This window comes from Pantoea sp. SS70, assembly GCF_029866845.1.
GTDB classification, from domain to species: Bacteria; Pseudomonadota; Gammaproteobacteria; order Enterobacterales; family Enterobacteriaceae; genus Pantoea; species Pantoea leporis.
The window spans coordinates 4,052,726-4,073,801 of the sequence record NZ_CP117199.1 but is presented as its reverse complement, the minus strand read 5'-3'; the positions used below and the strand labels follow the sequence as shown (position 1 = coordinate 4,073,801).

The 21,076-nt window shown below is 56.2% G+C and carries 22 protein-coding genes; 11 read left to right on the top strand and 11 right to left on the bottom strand.

Going from position 1 to position 21,076, the window contains the following annotated elements; translation table 11 throughout:
- Nucleotides 1–191: 191 nt before the first annotated feature.
- From PO881_RS18845 to cysE, 5 genes are all read left to right on the top strand, one after another.
- Nucleotides 192–623 (top strand): rhodanese-like domain-containing protein, encoded by a 432-nt coding sequence (locus PO881_RS18845; protein ID WP_008109709.1) that lies wholly within the window; start codon nucleotides 192–194, stop codon nucleotides 621–623.
- 18 nt (nucleotides 624–641) lie between these two features.
- A complete protein-coding gene (grxC, locus tag PO881_RS18840) occupies nucleotides 642–896 on the top strand; it encodes a glutaredoxin 3 (RefSeq protein WP_007885328.1) in 255 nt (84 codons plus the stop codon).
- A gap of 40 nt (nucleotides 897–936) precedes the next feature.
- Nucleotides 937–1,401 (top strand): protein-export chaperone SecB, encoded by a 465-nt coding sequence (secB, locus tag PO881_RS18835; RefSeq protein ID WP_101760668.1) that lies wholly within the window; start codon nucleotides 937–939, stop codon nucleotides 1,399–1,401.
- On the top strand, nucleotides 1,401–2,420 hold the full coding sequence (gpsA, locus tag PO881_RS18830) for an NAD(P)H-dependent glycerol-3-phosphate dehydrogenase (RefSeq protein WP_101760667.1): 1,020 nt from the start codon (nucleotides 1,401–1,403) through the stop codon (nucleotides 2,418–2,420). Before secB ends, gpsA begins: the two co-directional genes overlap by 1 nt.
- Before the next feature lie 69 nt (nucleotides 2,421–2,489).
- Entirely contained in the window at nucleotides 2,490–3,305 is an 816-nt protein-coding gene (gene cysE / locus PO881_RS18825; RefSeq protein ID WP_007885334.1) for a serine O-acetyltransferase, read from the top strand.
- On the opposite strand, the gene trmL is transcribed toward cysE, so the two are convergent.
- The 3 genes from trmL to cpxR are packed head-to-tail and all read right to left on the bottom strand — an operon-like array spanning nucleotide 3,302 to nucleotide 5,882.
- A complete protein-coding gene (trmL, locus tag PO881_RS18820) occupies nucleotides 3,302–3,775 on the bottom strand; it encodes a tRNA (uridine(34)/cytosine(34)/5-carboxymethylaminomethyluridine(34)-2'-O)-methyltransferase TrmL (protein ID WP_101760666.1) in 474 nt (157 codons plus the stop codon). The two genes, cysE and trmL, sit on opposite strands and share 4 nt — an antisense overlap.
- 35 nt (nucleotides 3,776–3,810) lie before the next feature.
- Nucleotides 3,811–5,187 carry an envelope stress sensor histidine kinase CpxA gene (gene cpxA / locus PO881_RS18815; RefSeq protein WP_101760665.1) on the bottom strand — a complete coding sequence of 459 codons (1,377 nt, stop codon included), beginning with the start codon at nucleotides 5,185–5,187 and terminating at the stop codon, nucleotides 3,811–3,813.
- Nucleotides 5,184–5,882 carry an envelope stress response regulator transcription factor CpxR gene (gene cpxR, locus PO881_RS18810; protein WP_007885339.1) on the bottom strand — a complete coding sequence of 233 codons (699 nt, stop codon included), beginning with the start codon at nucleotides 5,880–5,882 and terminating at the stop codon, nucleotides 5,184–5,186. Before cpxR ends, cpxA begins: the two co-directional genes overlap by 4 nt.
- A gap of 150 nt (nucleotides 5,883–6,032) precedes the next feature.
- Here cpxR and cpxP point away from each other — a divergent pair, with 150 nt between their 5' ends.
- The 4 genes from cpxP (at nucleotide 6,033) to PO881_RS18790 (ending at nucleotide 9,958) form a co-directional block, all read left to right on the top strand.
- Entirely contained in the window at nucleotides 6,033–6,545 is a 513-nt protein-coding gene (gene cpxP / locus PO881_RS18805) for a cell-envelope stress modulator CpxP (protein ID WP_101760664.1), read from the top strand.
- Nucleotides 6,546–6,747: 202 nt separating this feature from the next.
- Complete coding sequence (gene fieF / locus PO881_RS18800; protein ID WP_280172214.1) at nucleotides 6,748–7,650, top strand: CDF family cation-efflux transporter FieF; 903 nt, start codon at nucleotides 6,748–6,750, stop codon at nucleotides 7,648–7,650.
- Nucleotides 7,651–7,859: 209 nt separating this feature from the next.
- Entirely contained in the window at nucleotides 7,860–8,822 is a 963-nt protein-coding gene (gene pfkA / locus PO881_RS18795; protein ID WP_101760662.1) for a 6-phosphofructokinase, read from the top strand.
- Nucleotides 8,823–8,968: 146 nt separating this feature from the next.
- Nucleotides 8,969–9,958 carry a sulfate ABC transporter substrate-binding protein gene (locus PO881_RS18790; protein WP_192415318.1) on the top strand — a complete coding sequence of 330 codons (990 nt, stop codon included), beginning with the start codon at nucleotides 8,969–8,971 and terminating at the stop codon, nucleotides 9,956–9,958.
- Between the two features lie 45 nt (nucleotides 9,959–10,003).
- Here the strand turns inward: PO881_RS18790 and PO881_RS18785 are convergent, their stop codons facing one another.
- The 8 genes from PO881_RS18785 to PO881_RS18750 all read right to left on the bottom strand — a co-directional run bounded on the left by PO881_RS18785 (nucleotide 10,004) and on the right by PO881_RS18750 (nucleotide 18,654).
- On the bottom strand, nucleotides 10,004–11,173 hold the full coding sequence (locus tag PO881_RS18785) for a cupin (RefSeq protein ID WP_192415320.1): 1,170 nt from the start codon (nucleotides 11,171–11,173) through the stop codon (nucleotides 10,004–10,006).
- Between the two features lie 10 nt (nucleotides 11,174–11,183).
- Nucleotides 11,184–11,966 (bottom strand): aldolase/citrate lyase family protein, encoded by a 783-nt coding sequence (locus tag PO881_RS18780; RefSeq protein ID WP_192415322.1) that lies wholly within the window; start codon nucleotides 11,964–11,966, stop codon nucleotides 11,184–11,186.
- Nucleotides 11,948–12,664 carry an alpha/beta hydrolase gene (locus tag PO881_RS18775; RefSeq protein ID WP_192415324.1) on the bottom strand — a complete coding sequence of 239 codons (717 nt, stop codon included), beginning with the start codon at nucleotides 12,662–12,664 and terminating at the stop codon, nucleotides 11,948–11,950. The genes PO881_RS18780 and PO881_RS18775 overlap by 19 nt, the downstream gene beginning before the upstream one ends.
- A gap of 2 nt (nucleotides 12,665–12,666) precedes the next feature.
- Complete coding sequence (locus PO881_RS18770) at nucleotides 12,667–13,848, bottom strand: MFS transporter (RefSeq protein WP_158238591.1); 1,182 nt, start codon at nucleotides 13,846–13,848, stop codon at nucleotides 12,667–12,669.
- Nucleotides 13,849–13,858: 10 nt separating this feature from the next.
- Nucleotides 13,859–14,620 (bottom strand): SDR family oxidoreductase, encoded by a 762-nt coding sequence (locus PO881_RS18765; RefSeq protein WP_280172213.1) that lies wholly within the window; start codon nucleotides 14,618–14,620, stop codon nucleotides 13,859–13,861.
- 10 nt (nucleotides 14,621–14,630) lie between these two features.
- Complete coding sequence (gene hisD, locus PO881_RS18760; protein WP_101760655.1) at nucleotides 14,631–15,950, bottom strand: histidinol dehydrogenase; 1,320 nt, start codon at nucleotides 15,948–15,950, stop codon at nucleotides 14,631–14,633.
- Between the two features lie 170 nt (nucleotides 15,951–16,120).
- The gene (locus PO881_RS18755) at nucleotides 16,121–17,422 is read right to left on the bottom strand and encodes an amidase (RefSeq protein WP_280172212.1); all 1,302 of its coding nucleotides are present in this window, start codon (nucleotides 17,420–17,422) and stop codon (nucleotides 16,121–16,123) included.
- Complete coding sequence (locus PO881_RS18750; protein ID WP_110868189.1) at nucleotides 17,419–18,654, bottom strand: MFS transporter; 1,236 nt, start codon at nucleotides 18,652–18,654, stop codon at nucleotides 17,419–17,421. The genes PO881_RS18755 and PO881_RS18750 overlap by 4 nt, the downstream gene beginning before the upstream one ends.
- 298 nt (nucleotides 18,655–18,952) lie before the next feature.
- Between PO881_RS18750 and PO881_RS18745 the strand changes: the two genes are divergently transcribed.
- Complete coding sequence (locus tag PO881_RS18745) at nucleotides 18,953–20,020, top strand: LacI family DNA-binding transcriptional regulator (protein WP_280172211.1); 1,068 nt, start codon at nucleotides 18,953–18,955, stop codon at nucleotides 20,018–20,020.
- Nucleotides 20,020–20,988, top strand: a complete 969-nt coding sequence (locus tag PO881_RS18740) for a nuclear transport factor 2 family protein (protein WP_110868187.1) — start codon at nucleotides 20,020–20,022, stop codon at nucleotides 20,986–20,988. The genes PO881_RS18745 and PO881_RS18740 overlap by 1 nt, the downstream gene beginning before the upstream one ends.
- Nucleotides 20,989–21,076 lie beyond the last annotated feature (88 nt).

Sequence of the window (21,076 nt, the reverse complement as noted above, 5' to 3'; positions counted from 1 at the left end):
TTTACTAAAAATGTCTGTGCCGAGCTTACCGGCATAAACTTTGTCTTAATTTTGGGATTAGAACACTTTTTTTGGAAAATGACGCACAAATCGTAACTCTGTCCCCTTAGCGACTGTACATGCGAAGTGGCGCAGGTATACTCAGAACCCTTGTTTTAGCTTATCAGCCCGGTTTGGAGTCGTTACCCCTCATGCAAGAAATTATGCAGTTTGCAAGCAATCACCCCATCCTCAGTCTGGCATGGGTCGCTTTACTCGTTCTCGTGATTGTGACCACCGTTAAAGGTATGTTCTCTAAAGTAAAAACTATCAGCCGTGGTGAAGCTACCCACCTGATTAACAAAGAGGACGCGGTGGTGGTAGACGTGCGTTCACGTGACGATTACCGCAAAGGACACATTTCTGGGGCTATCAACGTAGCGGCAGCAGACATCAAAAAAGAGAGCTTTGGCGAGCTGGAAAAGCACAAGTCACAGCACATAATTGTAGTTTGCGCGACCGGTCAAAGTGCGGGTGAATCTGCAGCGAAATTGAGCGCAGCGGGTTTTGAAAAAGTCTCCGTTCTGAAAGATGGCGTGAGCGGCTGGAGTGGTGAAAATCTGCCACTGGTGCGCGGTAAATAACTTCTCAGAGGTAACCGTATGGCGAATGTAGAGATCTACACCAAAGTCACTTGTCCTTATTGCCACCGTGCAAAGGCGTTGTTGGATCAGAAAGGCGTGTCGTTCCAGGAGATTCCCATTGACGGGAACGCGGCGAAACGTGAAGAGATGATTCAACGCAGCGGCCGCACTACGGTGCCACAGATTTTTATTGATGCGCAGCACATTGGCGGCTGTGACGATCTTTACGCGCTGGATGGGCGTCAGGGACTTGATCCTTTACTCCAGGCATAACTTTTCGGTCAGACAATTTTAACTCACAGGATTTAGTCACATGTCAGAGCAAAGCAGCAGCGAAATGCAGTTCCAGATTCAACGTGTTTACACCAAAGATGTTTCTTACGAAGCGCCAAATGCACCGCAGGTTTTCCAGAAAGAGTGGGAACCGGAAGTGAAGCTGGATCTGGACACCGCCTCTTCTCAGTTAGCTGATGGCGTTTTTGAAGTCGTTCTGCGCGTTACCGTAACGGCAACCGTTGGCGAAGAAACCGCATTCCTGTGTGAAGTACAGCAAGCGGGCATTTTCACCATTAGCGGTATCGAAGGCACGCAGATGGCGCATTGCCTCGGCGCGTACTGCCCGAACATTCTGTTCCCGTATGCACGCGAATGCGTAACCAGCCTTGTGTCTCGTGGTACTTTCCCGCAGCTCAACCTGGCGCCAGTGAACTTCGATGCGCTGTTCATGAACTATCTGCAGCAGCAAGGTGAAGGCGAAGCGCCACATCAGGATGCCTGATGACTACACTCAACGCTTCAATTAGCGTCATCGGTGCCGGCTCGTACGGCACCGCATTGGCCATCACGCTGGCCCGCAACGGCCATCCGGTTCTGCTCTGGGGCCACAATCCTCAAAGCGTGGCGCAGCTGCAAGCTGACCGCTGCAATGCCGCTTTCCTGCCCGATGTCCCTTTCCCTGATAATCTTGTTCCTGAAGCCGATCTGGCAACCGTGGTTAACGCCAGTCGCGATCTGCTGGTCGTCGTGCCGAGCCATGTATTTGGCGACGTGCTGACGCAGCTTAAGCCGCATTTGCGTGCCGATTCGCGGATTGTCTGGGCGACTAAAGGACTGGAAAAAGAGACCGGCCGGTTGCTGCAGGATGTGGCGCGTGAAATCCTCGGCGATGCGATTCCACTCGCGGTGATTTCCGGACCTACCTTTGCAAAAGAGCTGGCAGCCGGCATGCCAACGGCCATCGCACTGGCATCCACCGATGCGGAGTTCGCTGAAGACCTGCAGCAGAAGCTGCACTGCGGCAAAAGTTTCCGCGTCTACAACAATCAGGATTTCATCGGCGTGCAGTTAGGCGGCGCGGTGAAGAACGTGATTGCGATTGGTGCGGGGATTTCTGACGGCATTGGCTTTGGTGCCAACGCGCGTACCGCCTTGATCACTCGCGGCCTGACGGAAATGAGCCGTCTTGGCGCAGCGCTGGGCGCCGATGCCACCACCTTTATGGGCATGGCCGGTTTAGGCGATCTGGTGCTGACCTGTACCGATAATCAGTCGCGCAACCGTCGTTTCGGCATGATGCTGGGGCAAGGCGAGAGCGTAGACGAGGCGCAACGCATTATCGGACAAGTTGTAGAAGGCTACAGAAACACCAAAGAAGTCAAAGCATTGGCCGCGCGCGTCGGCGTAGAAATGCCGATTACCGAGCAGATTTATCAGGTGCTCTATTGCGGAAAATCAGCGCGAGAGGCAGCATTGACCTTACTTGGCCGTGCAAGGAAGGACGAAAACAGCCAAAGCTAAAGCAGGATGCGCCAGCGTCACCACCTGTAGCGCCCCATCAGGCGCTTTTTTTATCGGGAGCAAACAGCAATGTCGTCTGAAGAGTTAGAACTGGTCTGGAACCATATCAAAGCCGAAGCCAGAGCCCTGGCCGACTGTGAACCGATGCTGGCCAGCTTTTACCATGCGACACTGCTCAAACACGAAAACCTCGGCAGCGCGCTCAGCTACATGCTCGCTAACAAGCTGGCGAACCCGATCATGCCCGCTATCGCTATTCGCGAAATCGTGGAAGAAGCCTATCGTGAAGACCCAGAGATGATTGTCTCTGCGGCCTACGATATTCAGGCTGTACGCCAGCGCGATCCCGCCGTTGATAAATACTCTACGCCGCTGCTTTACCTCAAAGGTTTCCACGCCTTGCAGGCTTATCGCATCGGCCATTGGCTGTGGAAAGAGGGCCGCCGCGCGCTGGCTGTCTATCTGCAGAACGAAATCTCCGTCTCATTTGCCGTGGATATTCACCCGGCGGCGCGCATTGGTCGCGGCATCATGCTTGACCATGCCACCGGCATTGTCATCGGCGAAACGGCAATCATTGAAAATGATGTTTCTATTCTGCAATCGGTGACGCTCGGCGGTACCGGTAAAACCAGCGGCGATCGCCATCCGAAGATCCGTGAAGGTGTGATGATTGGCGCCGGCGCCAAGATTCTGGGCAACATTGAAGTGGGGCGCGGCGCAAAAATCGGAGCCGGTTCGGTTGTCCTGCAGCCTGTACCGCCGCATACCACGGCGGCCGGCGTACCAGCGCGCATTGTCGGTAAACCGACCAGCGATAAACCCTCGATGGATATGGATCAGCACTTCAACGGCGCAGGCTTTGAGTACGGCGACGGCATCTAGCCTTTGATCAGTGCGCCAGCATAATCGAGTTGGCGCCACGCTTCATACACCACCACTGATACTGCATTAGACAGGTTCATGCTGCGGCTCTCCGCCATCATCGGAATGCGGATTTTCTGCTCAGCGGGTAGCGCGTTGAGAATTTCTGCGGGTAAACCGCGACTCTCCGGACCAAACACCAAATAATCACCCTTCTGATAGCTCACCGCGCTGTGCGCAGGCGTTCCTTTGGTGGTGAGGGCGAACATGCGCTGTGGCGTTTCTGTTGCCAGAAACTCTGCGTAATTGGCGTGTTTTTTTAAGGCGGTATATTCGTGGTAATCCAGCCCGGCGCGGCGCAGGCGCTTGTCATCCCAGGCAAAGCCCAGCGGTTCAATCAGGTGTAACTGGAAACCGGTATTTGCGCACAAGCGAATGATGTTGCCGGTATTTGGCGGAATTTCAGGTTCAAATAAGACAATGTTTAGCATAAGGCCCCCAGAAACGAGGGCCGAAGCATAACAAATTATTGACGGGCGGAGTACAGCGGCAGCCACAGCGTGAGGCGTAAACCGCCGAGCGGGCTGTCATCCGCTTTAACCCAGCCGCGATGCTGCTGGATGGCGGTTTCGACAATCGCCAGGCCCAATCCGGTGCCGCCTGACTCACGATCGCGCGCCTCATCGGTGCGGTAGAACGGACGGAAAATCTGCTCGCGATCTTCTGGGCTGACTCCTGGACCATCATCATCGACATGAATGGTGATGCCCGCAATATCCACCGAGAAGCTGACGCTGATGTGCGAATTCGAATAGCGCAGCGCATTACGCACGATATTCTCCAGCGCACTCTCCAGCGCATGGGGATTACCGTACAGCGGCCACGGGCCAGGCGGATAGGGCACTTCCATCAGTTTGCCCATCTGCTCGGCTTCAAATTTGGCATCTTCCAGCACGCCATTCCACAGCTGATTGGCCTTCATCGCTTCGCTAACCAACGCGTTATTGTGCTGCGTTCGCGACAGCACCAGCAGATCGTTAATCATGCCATCCAGACGCTGCGCTTCCGTTTCAATGCGCTGCAGCTCTTTGCCTTCACCGTTACGCCGACGCAGGAGCGCGGTTGCCAGCTGCAAGCGAGTTAACGGCGTACGCAATTCATGGCTGATATCGGATAGCAGACGCTGTTGCGCCGTCATCATGCGTTCGAGCGCGCTCACCATTTGGTTGAAACTGGAACCCGCAGCCAGAAACTCTTGCGGCCCCGATTCCAGTTCCGGATGCTGGCGCAAATTGCCGCTTGCCACTTCATCCGCCGCATATTTAAGTTTGCGCGCGGGGCGCGCCAGGCTCCACGCCAGCCACAGCAGCAGCGGCGAGCTGATCAGCATCGTGACAATCAGCAGCAGTAGCGGGCGGTCAAACAGCAGATTAACGAAATCGAGCTGCGAGCTGGTGGCAGGACGAATCAGGTAGAGCTGATAGTTGTCTTCGCCATCGCGGACCGCGAAAGGTCCAACCATCTCCACGCGACCATACTTTTTCTTTTGTGGGTGGTCGGCGTTATCCGACTGCCCAATAAAGTTGCGGATGATCTGCATTTCATTGTGCTGCGCGCCAATCACCCGGCCTTCGCTGGTCACTAATAATAAACGCTGACCGGGCGGCGCCCATTTGTCGATGGAGCGGAACAGGCGACGCCACCACATTAAGTCGTTGGGTGGATCCTGAGACAGCTCCGCTTCAACGTGCTGTTCAATCATGGTGCCCTGACGTTGCTCGCTTTCCAGTAACGCGGTCATCTGGCGCGAATCGAGTTTAGGCACCATGAGAACCAGCATCAACACCAACGCTAGCGTGAGCCAGAAGATGGCGAAGATGCGGGTGGTTAAACTTCCAATCATGATGCCGAAACCATCAGATAGCCGCGTCCGCGTAGGGTTTTAAACCACGGATGACCATCACGACGTTCCGGCAATTTACGACGCAGGTTAGAAATGTGCATATCGATAGCGCGGTCAAACGGTGTCAGACGTTTGCCCAACACTTCCTGACTAAGGTGCTCACGCGATACTACCTGACCCAGATGCTGTGCCAGCAAATAGAGCAGGGTGAACTCGGTGCCGGTGAGGTCCAAAGTTTCGCTGTCGAAGCTGGCTTCCTGACGACCCGGATTCAGGCGCAGGCAGTCGACTTCCAGCGTGGGTGAGCTGTTATCGTGCTGCTGTTGCTGCTCGCTCCAGTTTGAACGGCGCAGAATGGCACGAATACGCGCTACCAGTTCACGATCGTTAAACGGTTTAGGCAGATAGTCATCTGCACCCAGTTCGAGGCCCAGAACGCGGTCCAGTTCGCTGCCACGTGCAGTCAGCATAATGACCGGAGTTTGGTGCTGTTGGCGTAGTTCTTTCAAAGTGTCGATACCATTCTTCTTCGGCATCATCACATCAAGCAATAGCAAGTCCACGGTGTTGTCTAGCAGGTTAAGCGCCTGCTCACCATCGCTTGCCACAATGACTTCAAAACCTTCCATCTCAAGCAGTTCTTTAAGCAGCGAAGTTAATTCGCGGTCGTCATCAACCAACAGGATTTTATTCATTTTTTATTGCCCTCCGCAGGCAAAATACCGTGTTCCTTGACTTGCAATCCAACGCTTTACGTAGTTTTACACCCCCTGACGGATGTTTGCAGCCACCGCCGTACACTGGCTCTCGTTGAATCGCAAAACGGAACGAACTGGGAGTTAACGATGCGCTACTTAACCGCCGTCGTCATTGCCTCAGCGATGGTTCTCAGTCACGCCAGCGCCGAAGCAGCAGACACGACGACGATTGACGAGATGCATCCGAACAGCGGATTGACGACAGGCAGTATGACGCAAAATCCGCAAAGCTACATGTTCGATGGCATTGAGCTGACTGAACAACAGCGGCAACAGATGCGAGACCTGATGCAGCAAGCGCGACACGAACGCCCAACCATCAGCGTTCAAGATATAGAAACTATGCATGACCTTGTCATTGCAGACAAATTTAACGAATCGGCTATCCGACAGCAGGCAGAGAAACAAGCCCGCGCAGCGGTAGAACAGCAAGTCGAGATGGCTCGGGTTCGTAATCAGATGTATCACCTGCTAACGCCTGCACAGCAAGCGACATTGCAGAAAAATTATGAGCGACGATTAGCTGAAGTTCGTCGGCTCTCAGGATTGCAGCCATCATCACCGCTGCAAGCAGTGAGTAGTACCAGCAGTAACCAGTAACATAGTATCCCTGTTTTCCTTGCCATAGACACCATCCCTGTCTTCCCCCGCATGATGCGGGGGTTTTTTTTGCCTGTCATTTCTCTCTAACATCATTGCCTTAAAATTCAATCACGCAGCACACTTATGCCGATGATAAACTTTAGCCATCTTGAGACCTAAAGGCCGCACCTATGAAGCGTGCGACCCGGCGAGGCATAGCATGGATTCTTCCTATGCAAAGTTAGTGAATCGGGCGGCGCTGGCGGCGACTACGTTGGCGACGTTGCTGTTAATCGTGAAAATTTTCGCCTGGTGGCATACCGGTTCAGTCAGTATGTTGGCGGCGTTAGTGGATTCATTGGTGGATATCGCCGCTTCACTAACCAACTTGCTGGTGGTGCGCTATTCGCTGCAGCCGGCCGATGACGATCACACCTTCGGCCACGGTAAAGCCGAATCACTGGCCGCGCTGGCGCAAAGCATGTTTATCTCCGGCTCGGCGCTGTTTCTGTTTCTCACCGGCATTCAGCATCTGGCCTCGCCCGAAACCTTACATGCGCCGCTGGTGGGCATTGTGGTGACAGTGATTGCGCTGTTTTCAACCCTGACGTTGGTTGCCTTCCAGCGCTGGGTGGTGCGACGCACGCGCAGCCAGGCGATTCGCGCAGACATGCTGCACTATCAATCTGACGTGGTAATGAACGGCGCAATATTGGTCGCCCTCGGTTTGAGCAGCTATGGTTTTGTACGGGCGGATGCGTTGTTCGCGCTCGGCATCGGCGTTTACATTCTCTATAACGCGTTGCGGATGGGTTATGACGCGGTACAGGCGCTGTTGGATCGCGTTTTGCCCGAGCATGAAACGCAGGAGATTATCAACGTGGTGACCAACTGGCCGGGCGTACGCGGCGCGCATGCATTACGCACGCGACAATCGGGCCCCACGCGTTTTATCCAGCTGCATCTGGAGATGGAAGATCAGCTGCCGCTGGTGCAGGCCCATCAGGTGGCCGATCAAATTGAGCAGGCGTTACTCAAGAAGTTTCCCGGCTCGGACGTCATCATCCATCAAGATCCCTGTTCTGTTGTGCCGAACAATCAACATGGATTTTTTCAAGGTTAGCGATTTAAAATCATGCAATTACACAAAAAAAGTGACGTAACGCTAACAACTCTGTAAAAAATTAGCGAAAACTTGTCTGACCTGAATCAATTCAGCATCAAGCGTTTGATATACTATTTTGCAACTATTAAGCCATGCGATCGCGAGCTGGTCCACGCCGGACACATGGCAGGAATAATCCTTAGTTTTTGAACAATCCAGAGGTTGTCATGATCAAAAAAATCGGAGTACTGACCAGCGGCGGCGACGCCCCAGGCATGAACGCAGCCATTCGCGGAGTTGTACGTTCCGCGCTGAGTGAAGGACTGGAAGTTTTTGGTATTTACGACGGCTATCTGGGATTGTACGAAGATCGCATGATCAACCTTGACCGCTACAGCGTGTCAGACATGATCAACCGCGGCGGCACCTTCCTCGGTTCCGCCCGCTTCCCAGAATTCCGCAACGATGAAGTGCGCCAGACCGCGATTGATAACATGAAAAAGCGTGGTATTGATGCGCTGGTGGTTATCGGCGGTGATGGTTCCTACATGGGTGCTAAGCGCCTGACCGAAATGGGCTTCCCGTGCATCGGCCTGCCTGGCACCATTGATAACGACGTAGCAGGTACTGATTACACCATCGGTTATTTCACTGCGCTGGAAACCGTGGTTGAAGCGATTGACCGCCTGCGTGACACCTCATCTTCCCACCAGCGTATCTCCATCGTGGAAGTGATGGGCCGTTACTGCGGCGATTTAACCCTGGCGGCAGCGATTGCCGGTGGTTGCGAGTTCATCGTGCTGCCTGAAATCCCGTATACCCGTGAAGAGCTGGTTGCTGAAATCAAAGCCGGCATTGCCAAAGGTAAAAAGCACGCCATCGTGGCGATCACCGAGCACATCTGCGATATCGACGATCTGGCGCACTTCATCGAAGCTGAAACCAAACGCGAAACCCGCGCTACCGTTCTCGGTCACATTCAGCGTGGCGGCGCACCTTGTGCCTATGACCGCATTCTGGCCTCGCGCATGGGTTCCTACTCCATCGAGCTGCTGCTACAAGGCTACGGCGGCCGCTGCGTCGGTATTCAGAACGAGAAGATGGTGCATCACGACATCATCGATGCGATTGAAAATATGAAGCGTCCATTCAAACGCGACTGGCTGGATACCGCGAAAAAACTCTACTGATTATTCAGCATCAAGGCGCGACGCGATTCGCGCCTTTTTTATGCCTGCTCATATTCCGTGCGGTTATAACAGCTTATTTTTAATTCTTTAATCCGTGGATAAGTTTGTGTCAGTCTTGTTCTATAACGACCTCGGGAGAGCAAGCAATGAATAAGTGGAGTATTGGTGTCACCCTGTTACTGGCTTCAACCAGTGTTCTGGCAAAGGATATTCAGCTGTTAAACGTCTCTTACGATCCAACCCGTGAGCTGTACGAGCAGTACAACAAAGCGTTTAGCGCGCATTACAAGCAGGAAACCGGCGACAACGTGGTGATTCGCCAGTCACACGGCGGTTCAGGTAAACAAGCAACCTCAGTGATCAATGGCATCCGTGCTGATGTGGTTACGCTGGCGCTGCAATCTGATGTCGATGCTATTGCTGACCGTGGTCGTATCAATAAAGACTGGATTAAACGCCTGCCGGACAACTCCGCACCCTACACCTCAACCATCGTGTTCCTGGTGCGCAAAGGCAACCCGAAAGGCATTCATGATTGGCCAGATCTGATCAAACCGGGCGTTTCCGTCATCACGCCAAACCCGAAAACGTCAGGCGGCGCACGCTGGAATTATCTGGCTGCATGGGGCTGGGCGCTGGATCAGAACAACGGCGATCAAGCCAAAGCGCTGGCTTACGTGAGATCGCTGTTTAAGAACGTAGAAGTGCAGGATTCCGGCGCACGTGGTGCCACTAACACCTTCGTGGAACGCGGCATTGGCGATGTGCTGATAGCGTGGGAGAACGAAGCCTATCTGGCGGTAAATAAGCTGGGTAAAGATAAGTTTGAGATCGTCACCCCAAGCGAATCGATTCTGGCGGAGCCAACGGTTTCGGTAGTGGATAAAGTGGTTGACGAGCAGGGCACCCGCAAAGTAGCCGAAGATTACCTCAAGTATCTCTACTCGCCGGAAGGTCAGACTATCGCGGCGGAAAATTTCTATCGTCCACGTGATAAAGCCGTTGCGGAGAAATTTGCCAATAAATTCGCCCCGGTAAAACTGTTCACTATCGACAACAAGTTTGGTGGCTGGACGCAAGCCCAGAAAACCCACTTCGCCGATGGCGGCAGCTACGACCAGGTGATGAAGCCATAACGTACATCGTCAGGTCGCCATTTATGGCGACCTTTTTACATACCATTACGCCTCTTGCGTCGCCAACCGCCGACCGGCACGCTGGGCCACCAGCGGCAACAATGCCTGACGTACCAGATAGCCATCTGGATCCAGCCCCCAACCTAACGCAGCAGCGGCATCGACAATCGCTTTATCCCATTCCAGTTTTTTCCGTCCGTCACCCGCAGTGGTAATCACCACTTCACACGCATGATCGGGTGCCTGATAGCGACGCCAGCTGCCTGCCGGCACGGAAATCACCGAACGCTCCGGCGCTGTCATCGTCACTTCTTCACCATCACGATTGAAGGTCACAGTAAGCGTGCCTTTAAACACCATGAGTACTTGCACCTGTGCGCAGCGATGCGTACCCATTTCGCCCGCTTTTGGCAAAGCCAGCCACTCTACCGAGAAGCCGTGTGGCGTGTTGATGGGCGGAGCGACCTGACGATCCTGATTGATGCCATAGCCGATAACGGGTGCCATACGCGCACCGTGACCCGGCAACATGGCATCCAGTAGCGCGTGTTCGCTCCAGGCGCGCTGCTCACCGGTGACGGCAAACTGCGCCATCTGCTCGGGCGTAAAATGCTGTAAATGCGCCATCTCCGCCTCGGGCAGCGGCGGCATACGCTCTGCAACCGGCGGGATCGCCGCGCCGGTTGAGGTATCGATCAGCATGTTATTGGGGCTGAGATAGAGTCCATACTCCGCCGCCGCCGACATCACATCGGGATGCCAGATAATGCCGCCGGTGTTATCGCCGCCCAGCACGGTAAATACCCAGCCATCGGTATCGGTAGCCGACACATTGGTGAAGCCACGGAAAATCCAGGTGGGCAGGCTGACAATCGCCGGAGCGTCGAGCTCCAGCGACTCTTCGCCTTTATTCCCCCAGCGGAAACGCCAGCGGCCTTCATGGATCAGGAAGACTTCGGCAGTGAAATGCAGATGCAGATTATTGGTCACGCCTTTTGGCATCGCTGCCGCGCCAATGTTAAAACCGTGCGCTTCAGGAATATTGATCACCTGCTCAGACGACTGCGTCACGCCCGGCCCGATAAATGAGTAATTCTGCTTGAGATGCGAACCCGGCAGTTTGCAGTCGATAAACGCCAGATTGCACGACACCATATCTTGCGGCGCGATCAGGCGCGCACGTGCTGCTGTAGCGGACAATGTTTGCTGTTTCATCTTCTTCTCCTCAATAACCCGAACCAGAACGAACAGGCAACGCCTCACCGCGCGCGGTGGCGACAGCGTGGCGTGCGGCATGCGTTAGCTGCATCACATCATTGGCGGGGGTCACCAACTGAAAGCCCTGTGCGATGCGCTGTGCGGCGGCTTCTCCGCTGGTACAAAAAATACCGGCCAGTTTGTGGCCGGCGCGGGTGCGGCTCAGCACCCGTTCAATGGCATTTAACATCTCAGGATGCTGCGATTCGGCGCTGGCCTGGCCGGTGAGCGTAAGGGACAGATCGTTGGGGCCGATAAACACGCCGTCCAATCCCTCGACGTCGAGAATGGCATCAAGATTGGCCAACCCCGCGCGTGTTTCAATCATCGCCAGCGTCAGAATTTGCTGGTTAGCATGCTGCGGATAATCTTTGCCGCCATACAGCAGCGCACGCGCTGGACCAAACGAGCGCGAACCTTGCGGCGCATAGCGGCAGGCATCGACAAACTGCTGCGCTTCGGCGGCATCGTTGATCATCGGGCAGATAATGCCGTAGGCGCCGGCATCCAGCATGCGCATAATCTGCGCCGGCTCGTTGTGCGAGACGCGCACCAGCGGCGTCGCGGGTGTGGAGGATAGCGCCTGCAACATGCTGAGTGCGGCGGCGAAATCGATCAGGCCATGTTGCAGGTCAACGGTGACGGCATCAAAGCCCTGATGTCCGGCAATCTCGGCGCTGTAGCTGCTGGGGATCGCCAGCCAGCCGTTAATAATCGGTCCGCGGCGTTGTTTTAAAGGGTTGATACGCATAATTCACTCCTCTTAATCCAGGTTTGCAGCGCGCGGGCACAGGCTTGCGGCTGCTCCAGCAGCAGAAAGTGTCCGCACTGTTCAAGCGTGATGTGGCGTGCGGCGGGAGCCGCTTTGACAAGCAGGTGATGGTGTTCGGGGGTGCAGATGGCGTCGCTGTCGCCGTTGAGGATCAACAGCGGTGCCTGCAGCGCCGGTAAGGTATGCCGTAAATCGCGACGTTGTATGGCGATGGCGGTCTGTTGACGAAAGCGCTCAACGCTGCTGCGTTCTGCCATCGTCACCAGCGCGCCAAGCAGCTCGCGATCCGCCAGCCGCGATGCATGCACATAGCGCGGCCAGAGTTGCTCAATCACCGATCGCATACCGTTTTTCGCAGCTCGATCAAGCAAGGCAATACGTCCCGCAGCGTTGACCGGCGCATCCGCCAACGGATTCACCGCCAGCAGCGCGAGGCCCGCGATGCGTTGCGCGGCTTGCGCCTGCATCTCCAGTGCCACCAGCGCACCCAGCGAGAATCCCACCAGTAAAAAGCGCGCCGGCAAGTCAGTCAGCAGCTGCGCCGCGAGCTGTTCGGCGCTGTCAGCACCGCTCATCTCGGGAATGATCATCGGCTGCTGCGGTAGATGGCGGCAAAGCGGTTGCCACAACGCGCCGTCGCACAAGGTACCGCCCAGTAACACCAAAGGCAGTGACATGATTAGCCCTCCGCCACAGGACGGGCATTCACCATCCGCATCACATGGCGCACCAGCAGCAGCGACAGCAATGAAATAATGCCAATCACCATAAAGCCCTGCTGCATCGCGAAGTAGTATTTGATGTAGCCGACCAGCACCGGGCCAAAGAAAATCCCGGCGGAGTAGATGCTTTGATATAGCCCAACGCGAGTGGATTGCTGCCAGGCGGGCGTGCGGGTGACGATTAGCGAATTCAGCACGGTGGAGATCATGCCGAAGGCACAGCCCGCCAGCGCCTGCAAGCCATACAGCAGCCAGATATTGGGCGCGTAAGGCATGGCTATCGCTACGGCCCCTTGCAGCACGCCGCCGATAATTGCCGTGTTGCGTAAGCCCAGCAGGCGATAGAAGAAGGGCGCGCACAGCGCGGTGGCCAGCGCATAAAAGAACAGATGGATGCCGCTTAGCGTCGCCAGCGAAGCGGCCGCCATGCCAAAGCCTTCTGCCAGTAGCGGCGTCAGCGTGTCGCGCGTGGCAAATGGCACCATCATCACCAGTGCACAGAGTCCGCCGAGATACCACACCGAAGGATCACGCAGCTGAGTGCGAACCGCAGAGAGACGTTGCGCCGTGGGCATCGCTTCCGGGCGTTTTTCACGGATAAAGAACGTCAGCAAAAAAGCCAGCAGCGCGGCAGCGGACGCCACCAAAAAGCTCGATTCGGCACCGAAATGACGGGCAATAAATCCTGCCACCGAAATCCCAATAAAAGTGCCTACCGGCGAGGTGACGCTCAGCATGGCGATCGCGGCGGCGGCTTCCAGCGGCGGGAAGTAAGCCACGAACATCACGTTATACACCACCCACGTCGCGCTGGTGACGCCATCGGCGAGCTTGGCGATAAACAGTGTTTCCGGTGTCGGCCAAAGGTAAACCACCGGCCAGGCGATAAGCGTAAACAACAAGCCAATCTGGATAATGCGTTTGCGGCGGCGAAAGCGGTCCGACAGAATGCCGGTCGGAAAACGCAGCAGCATCGAGGCCAATCCGGTCGCACCGATGATGATTCCCATCACGCGCGCCTCGACATTCAGCGACATGATGTAGGGGGCGAGAAACGGATCAAAGGCGTGAATGCTGATAAAAAACAGCAAGCTAATAATGAAAAATAGCAGCACATCACGACGCAATAACGCTTTCATAATGAGTTCCTCAATAAGCCGTCCAGCCGCCATCCACCTTCAGCGCGCTGCCGGTGATCAACGCTGCGGCCGGTGATGCCAGAAACACCACCGGCCCCATCACATCTTCCAGCGTGCCAAGACGACCAATCTGAATGCGGCGCAGCGTCTGCTGGCGAAACGCTTCATCTGCCAGCGAGGCCTGCGACAGTTCGGTTTCGATAAAGGTGGGGCACAAGGTGTTGATGCGAATGCCGTCGCGTCCCAGCTCCAGCGCCATGGCACGCGTCAGCCCTTCCAGCGCCGCTTTTGATGCGCAGTAGACGCTGCGCTGCGGGCCGCCGACGTGCGCCATCTGCGAAGAGAGATGGATAATGCTGCCGCCGTGTCTGGCGGCCTGCATACCGGCTGCGACCTGCTGCGACAGGAAAAACGTGGCGCGCAGGTTGACGTCCATCACCGCATCAAAGTTGGCTTCGCTGACCTCGCTAAACGGCTGATGGCGCGCCAGCCCGGCGCTGTTGACCAGCACATGAAAGCTCGGCAAATCGTGCAGTGTCTGGCGCACCGCGTGCGTGTTGCAGACGTCGAGCGGCAGCGGATGCAATGTCAGGCCGGCGCTCGCCGCCTGCTGCAAGGCGTGCGCCAGGCGATCGGCGTCGCGCGCGGCAATCCACACCTGCGCTCCGGCGTCGGCCAGCGCGATAGCGGCGGCAAAACCGATACCGCGCGAGCCGCCGGTCACCAGCGCGCGCTGTCCATCCAGGCGAAATAAAGGGGTAGTCGGAACCATGCGCGCCTCCTTATTTCACCGTAACCGGCGCGGGTGCGGCGTAGGCCACTTCCTGCTGGCCGTAGCGGCGCACGCGGATGTTGGCCTGTTCGGCATGACCGGCAAAGCCCTCCAGCAGCGCCAGGCGCGAGCAGTAAGCGCCGATTTCTGCCGAAGCCGCATCGCTGGTGACGCGCTGCCAGGTGCAGGTTTTCATAAATTTGCCCACCCACAAGCCGCCGGTATAACGCGATGCACCCAGCGTGGGCAGCGTATGGTTGGTGCCGATCACCTTGTCGCCATAAGCCACATTGGTACGCGGCCCGAGAAACAGCGCGCCGTAATTGCGCATGTTCTGGTGATACCAGTCATCGCGATCGGTCATCACCTGCACGTGTTCAGAAGCGATGCGGTTGGCTTCTGCCAGCATCTCGTCGTGATCGGCACAGAGAATGATTTCGCCATAGTCGTGCCAGGCTTGTTGCGCCACATCGGCGGTAGGCAGTTGCAGCAACAGCTGGTGAATATAGCGCTCGGTCTCCTGCGCCAGCTGGCGCGAGCAGGTCAGCAGAATCGCGGGTGAGGTGGGGCCATGTTCCGCCTGGCCGAGCAGATCGGTTGCGCAGAGTTCACCGTCAACGCTGTCATCGGCGATCACTAGCGTTTCGGTCGGGCCAGCGAACAGGTCGATGCCAACGCGGCCAAATAGCTGGCGTTTGGCTTCGGCCACCCACGCGTTGCCCGGCCCGACTAACATATCGACCGGCGCAATCCGCTCAGTACCAATCGCCATGGCGCCCACCGCCTGAATGCCGCCGAGCGCATAGATCTCGTCGGCGCCGGCCATCGACTGCGCCGCAACAATGGCTGCAGCCGGTTTACCGTGAAACGGCGGGGCGCAGCTCACGATGCGATCGCAGCCTGCGACTTTGGCGGTAATGATCGACATATGCGCCGAAGCCAGCAGCGGGTATTTGCCGCCCGGCACGTAACAGCCGACATTGCTGATGGGAATGTTGCGATGGCCAAGTATCACGCCCGGACGCGTTTCAATCGCCAAATCGGTCAGGCAATTTTTTTGCGCCTGAGCGAAGTTATGCACCTGCTCCTGAGCGAATTCGATGTCGCGAATATCTTGTTTGGTCAGCTGTTGCAGGCAGGCATTGATCTCCTGCGGCGTTAAGCGGAAATCATCGCGGGCAAAGCCATCGAACTTAATCGAGAGTTCGCGCACCGCGTCATCGCCGCGCGCTTCAATTTGCGCCAGCACTGCTTCCACATCGCTGCGAACGCGCTGTTGCTGCTGTTGGCGTTCTGCTTTCGCTGCCGCCTGTTTTAACCAGATTGCCATGCTCTTTTCCTCATCATTGATTGCTGTTAATCAGGTTTGCATACGTATGCAAAGAGCGTAAAGAGGCTGAAAGGGGAAAAGATGAAAAGTGAGAATGTGCGCAGTTTTTTCAAATTGCAGGCAGCAGAAAGCCCCGCAGAACGGGGATTAACATGATGAATTTTCTGGTTTTACAGTCGCTCTATCGCCAAAGCGAGCGCCAGCAATGCTTCTTCATCAGGCGCTGGATAGAGCAGTTCCAGCCCCAGCGGCAAACCGTTAGTCAATTGACCAAACGGCAACGTTACGGCGGGTAAGCCGCTGATGGCCGCCAGCTCCGGCGCCCAGCCCGGCGGCATCTTCTCCAGTGAAATCGGAGTGCGCTGGCTGGTGGGATAAATCAGCGCCTCCAGCCGCTGATCCTGCATCTGCTGTTGCAGTTGCTGACGCAAATGGCGTTGAAAACGGCGTTGCTCGCGCCATGCGGCACACACCAGCGCGCTGCGCGTGAGGTGTAATTGCAGCAGTTCATCGAACTCGGCGAGATGTTCGCCTCGTGCCAGCAGATCCGAAAGCGAAGCAGGCGCATGGTCCATTTTGCTTAGCCAGCGGGACATCGCCGGATGGAATTCGCGCATGCTGAGACAAGGTTCCTGCGCCACGCGCGATGATAGCGGTAACCGCAGCGGAATCAGTGTGGCGCCTGCCCGCCGCAGACGAGAGAAAGCCAGTGCTAATGCCTGACGTTGCGCGTCATCATCGCCTGACAGATCGTTAATCATACCCAGCCGCACACCCCGCAAGGTTCGCTGCGCTAGCGGGCGCACCGGCAGCCCATGCGTTACCTGATGCAGCAGCGCCGCATCATCCACGCACCATGTCATCGGCCCAACGGTGTCTTTGCTGAGCGAAAGCGGTGCGACGCCGCGCAGCTGGCGGCGGCGAAATGCCGGACGCAGTCCCACCAGACCGGTCCATGCCGCGGGAATGCGAATCGATCCGCCAGTATCACTGCCGAGTGCCGCATCCGCCATACCGGCCACCACCGCCGCTGCGCTGCCGCCGCTTGAGCCACCGGCGGTCAGCTGTGGATTCAGGGGATTGCGCACATCGCCGCCGAGCGAACTGCGCGAACGTACGTCAAAGGCGAACTCAGACAGATTCGCTTTGGCGAGAATCAGCGCACCCGCAGTTCTCAGGCGTGCAATTACGCGCGCATCTTCACGTGGCTGTGCTTCGGCCAGCGCCCGGCAGCCGAGCGTGGTAGCCATGCCGACGCAATCAATATTATCTTTTATCACCAGCGGAATGCCGTGCAGCACGCCAACCGGCGCGCCGCTACGCCATAAGCGATCGCAGCGCTGTGCCTCTTTCATCACCTGGGGATTAATACTGATAATCGCGTTGAGCGCGCGACCTGCGTTGATAGCGGCTAAGCGGCGTTCAACCTCTTCCGCACTGTTGCGCTGCGGTTGCAGGCGCGCGGCACTCATTTCACCGCATCCTGCGACAGCATGCCGCTCGCTTTACGTGCCGCTGGCGGCAACTGACGCTGCTGCACCCGTTTTGCCGCTAGCGGTGTTAACACGCCAGCGATCAGACACAAGCCACCAATCACCCAATAACCCGCGTAGACATTGACGTGTTGCAACAACACGCCCATCAACACCGGGCCGAAAAACATGCCGCACGAATAGATGGTTTGAAACAGACCCATCCGGGTGGTTTGTTCATGTTCCGAAGTGTTAACCACGCTCAAGGACATAAACACGGCAAACGCCATGCCAAAGGAAAAACCGGCCAGACCTTGCCACAGGTAAATCAGCCACATGTTGCTGGTCAAGGGGACGAAAATTGACGAGATGATTTGTAATCCGATGCCCACCAGCGCGGTGTTAACCAAGCCCAGCCGCTGATAAAACACGGAACTGCACAATGCCACGGCCACACCATAAAACAACAAGTGGATATTACTCAGCACTGCCAGCGTGCCCGCCTTGGCACCTAACTGCTGAGCGTATATGGGCGTGAGCGTGTCGCGAGTGGCAAACGGGACCAAAATCACCACCGTCGCCAGCAGCCCAATAAACCAAATTGAGCGGTCCGCTAGCTGGCGTTTAGCGCTGTCGATACAGGCTTTGAGGTGCGGCGCTTTGTGGCTATCTTCCTCTTCACGAACGCGCAGGCTGAGAAGCAGCGCCAGGCAACCGGCAATCGCTGGCACAAAAAACGCCTGCGTACTGCCCAGCCATAGGGCAACGGCACCGCAAATGGCATTGCTAATAAATACGCCAATCGGCCCGGCCAATGCCAACAGCGCCACTGCAGCCGGCGCGTCATCACGAGGAAAATAGCGGATGAAAATGATGTTGTAGAGCACCCAACTCGCGGCAGCGATGCCGCAGGCCAGCTTGGCCAGCCAGAATGTCAGCGCAGCGGGGAACATCCACGCCAGCGGCCAGGCAATCACCGGCAGCAGCAGGGCGAACTGCATAAACACTTTGCGATTTTTCATCACGTCAGAGATGACGCTGAGCGGAAAACGGATACACAGCGACGCCAAACCAGAGGCGCCCATGATCATGCCGATGGTTTGCGGTTCAATGCCTAATCTCACCATGTAAGGCGCCATGAAGGCATCGAAGCCGTGAATGCAGATAAAAAACAGCACGCTCATGGTGAAAAACGTCAACAGCTCGGGACGGCTAAACAGTGCTCGAAACATGTTAAACCTCTTATCAACACAGATAAGTGACTAAAAACGCGGGTTTCATCCTGAGTCCGGGTCGGTTATGTTGCATGCATTGAATACGTATTCAACGGCCGAAGTTACGAAATGATTTCATGTTTGTAAAGTGTGTGCTTGGCAATGTGAAAAAAAAGTTATTGAGTGTTGCATACGCATGCAAAAAAGGTGTAAGAGTAAAAAACACACACCGAAGCAGGTGAGTCCGGTTGATGAAATTGGCTACAATGCCCGGCAGTCACCCGTGCATCAGTGTGCTAAACAGGAAGATAACGCCATGAAACGTAAGACCTTCGGTCCAGTGACCTCACAACAAGTTGCGCAGCACGCCGGCGTTTCACAGTCTGCGGTATCGCGTACCTTCACGCCGGGCGCCAGTATTTCACCGGCCACGCGTGAAAAGGTGCTGCAGTCTGCCCGTGAGTTGGGTTATCGACCCAACGCGTTGGCGCGATCGCTGAACACCGCACGTTCGCGCATCGTTGGTGTGGTGATCTCCTGTTTCGATAATCCGTTTTATCCCCATGTGCTGGAAGCGCTGGGGCGTGAACTGGATGCGCTTAACTACCATCTGCTGCTGTTCGTCAGCGATCGGGATAGCAATGTTGACCGCATTTTCGATCAGATCATGCAGTACCGCGTGGATGGCATTGTGCTGGCATCCGGCGCGTTATCCGATGCCTTATCCGAAGAGTGCCACGGCGCGGGCATTCCGGTGGTGCTGTTCAACCGCACCGCCGAAAGCGAAATGGCGTCAAGCGTGAATACCGATAACCGTGCCGCCGCACGTCAGATCGCCGAATTTCTGTTGGCAGGCGAACATCAACGCTTTGCCTGCATTACCGGCGCGAACAACGCTTCGGTAAATCAGCTACGGCTGGACGGTTTTCGCGAGGCATTGCGCGCGCGCAACATCGACGTCACGGTGTTAGCGGGTCAAAACGACAGCGAGCAAACCGCACAGGCGGCGCGTCAATTGTTCAGCAGCGGCACGCCACCCGATGCGGTGTTTGCCGTCAACGATCATATGGCGCTGACGGTTATGGATGTGGCGCGTTACGAGTTTGGTCTGCGCATTCCGCAGGATGTGTCGGTGGTGGGTTATGACGATGTTGGGCCAGCGGGCTGGCCTTCGTATGCGCTGACGTCTATCTGTCAGCCGGTTGAAGTGATGGTGCAACGCACCATTGGCCTGCTAATGCAGCAAATCGACAGCGCGGTGATGGCACCCGAGCAAATTGTTATTCCCGGCACGTTGGTAGTACGCCACTCCGCGCGGCGTCCGCGTCACGGCGTGGTAGAAGAGAACGGCCAGCTGCTATTTCGTTCAGAGGAGGTTGAGTAATGCGATTGCCGGGTTTCAGTCCCCAGTTTGATTCTATTCAGCAGTTTATTCTGACGTTAACCCACGTGGTATGGGAGCAGAAGGATATCGGGCAGCTGGCTGATTTCTACGCCACGCCGGTGGTATTTCACACGCCGGAAAAGCGCCTGACCGAACTCAGCGATTTCATGCGTTTGACGCTGGAAGCGTTACATTGCTTCCCGCAGCGTCAGGTGCTGACCGAAGATATTCTCACCGCGCGTGAAGGCGATACCTGTTGGTACGCCTCGCAGCGCACGCAGGCACGTATTCAGCATCTGGGCGAAGGCTTCTTTGGCGCGCCGAGTGGCAAAACGGTTTGGGTACGTACTTTCGCCGATCGTATTTGTCGTGATGGGCTGGTGGAGCAAGAGTGGCTGCTGCAGGATCGCGCGGGCATTCTTGCGCAGATTGGTACCAACGTGGCGGAGTTTGCCCAGCATCTAACGCAGATGCGCCAGCAGCAAGGGCTGGAGATGCCCGCGCCCGAAGAGCTGGAAGCGCGTTGGGCTGGCGGCCCGGATGGCGATGATGCCGAAGGAACCATCGCGGGCTTGATTGAGCGCTATCTCAGCATGTGGGCCGGCGGCAACAGCGGTGTGGTGCCAGGTGTTTATCATCCTGCCGCCACCTTGCACGGACCGGGCCACAGCAGCTTTACCGGCGAGCAGGAGATTGGCAGCTTCCTTTCCGGCTATCGCGCCTCATTCGCTGACAGCGAAACGCAGCTGCATCATTTGGTGGTGCGCCGCGATGCCAACGAACCGGTGCGCATCAGCCTGCGCTGGTCACTGTTGAGCTGGCATGACGGCTACGGAAAGTTTGGTCCGCCGTCGCGCAAGCCAGTGTGTATTTCCGGTATTTCTCATTTGGAATTACGTGATGGCGTCATCATGCGGGAATATTTAGGTATTGATGAACTCTCAATCTGGTTACAGCTACTCAGCTGATTAATCAGCACTTTTAAATAACGCATCACGTCACGGTAATTAATCCCTTAATTACCGACGGCGTTCTGCACCCTGAATTCAGCCGGGT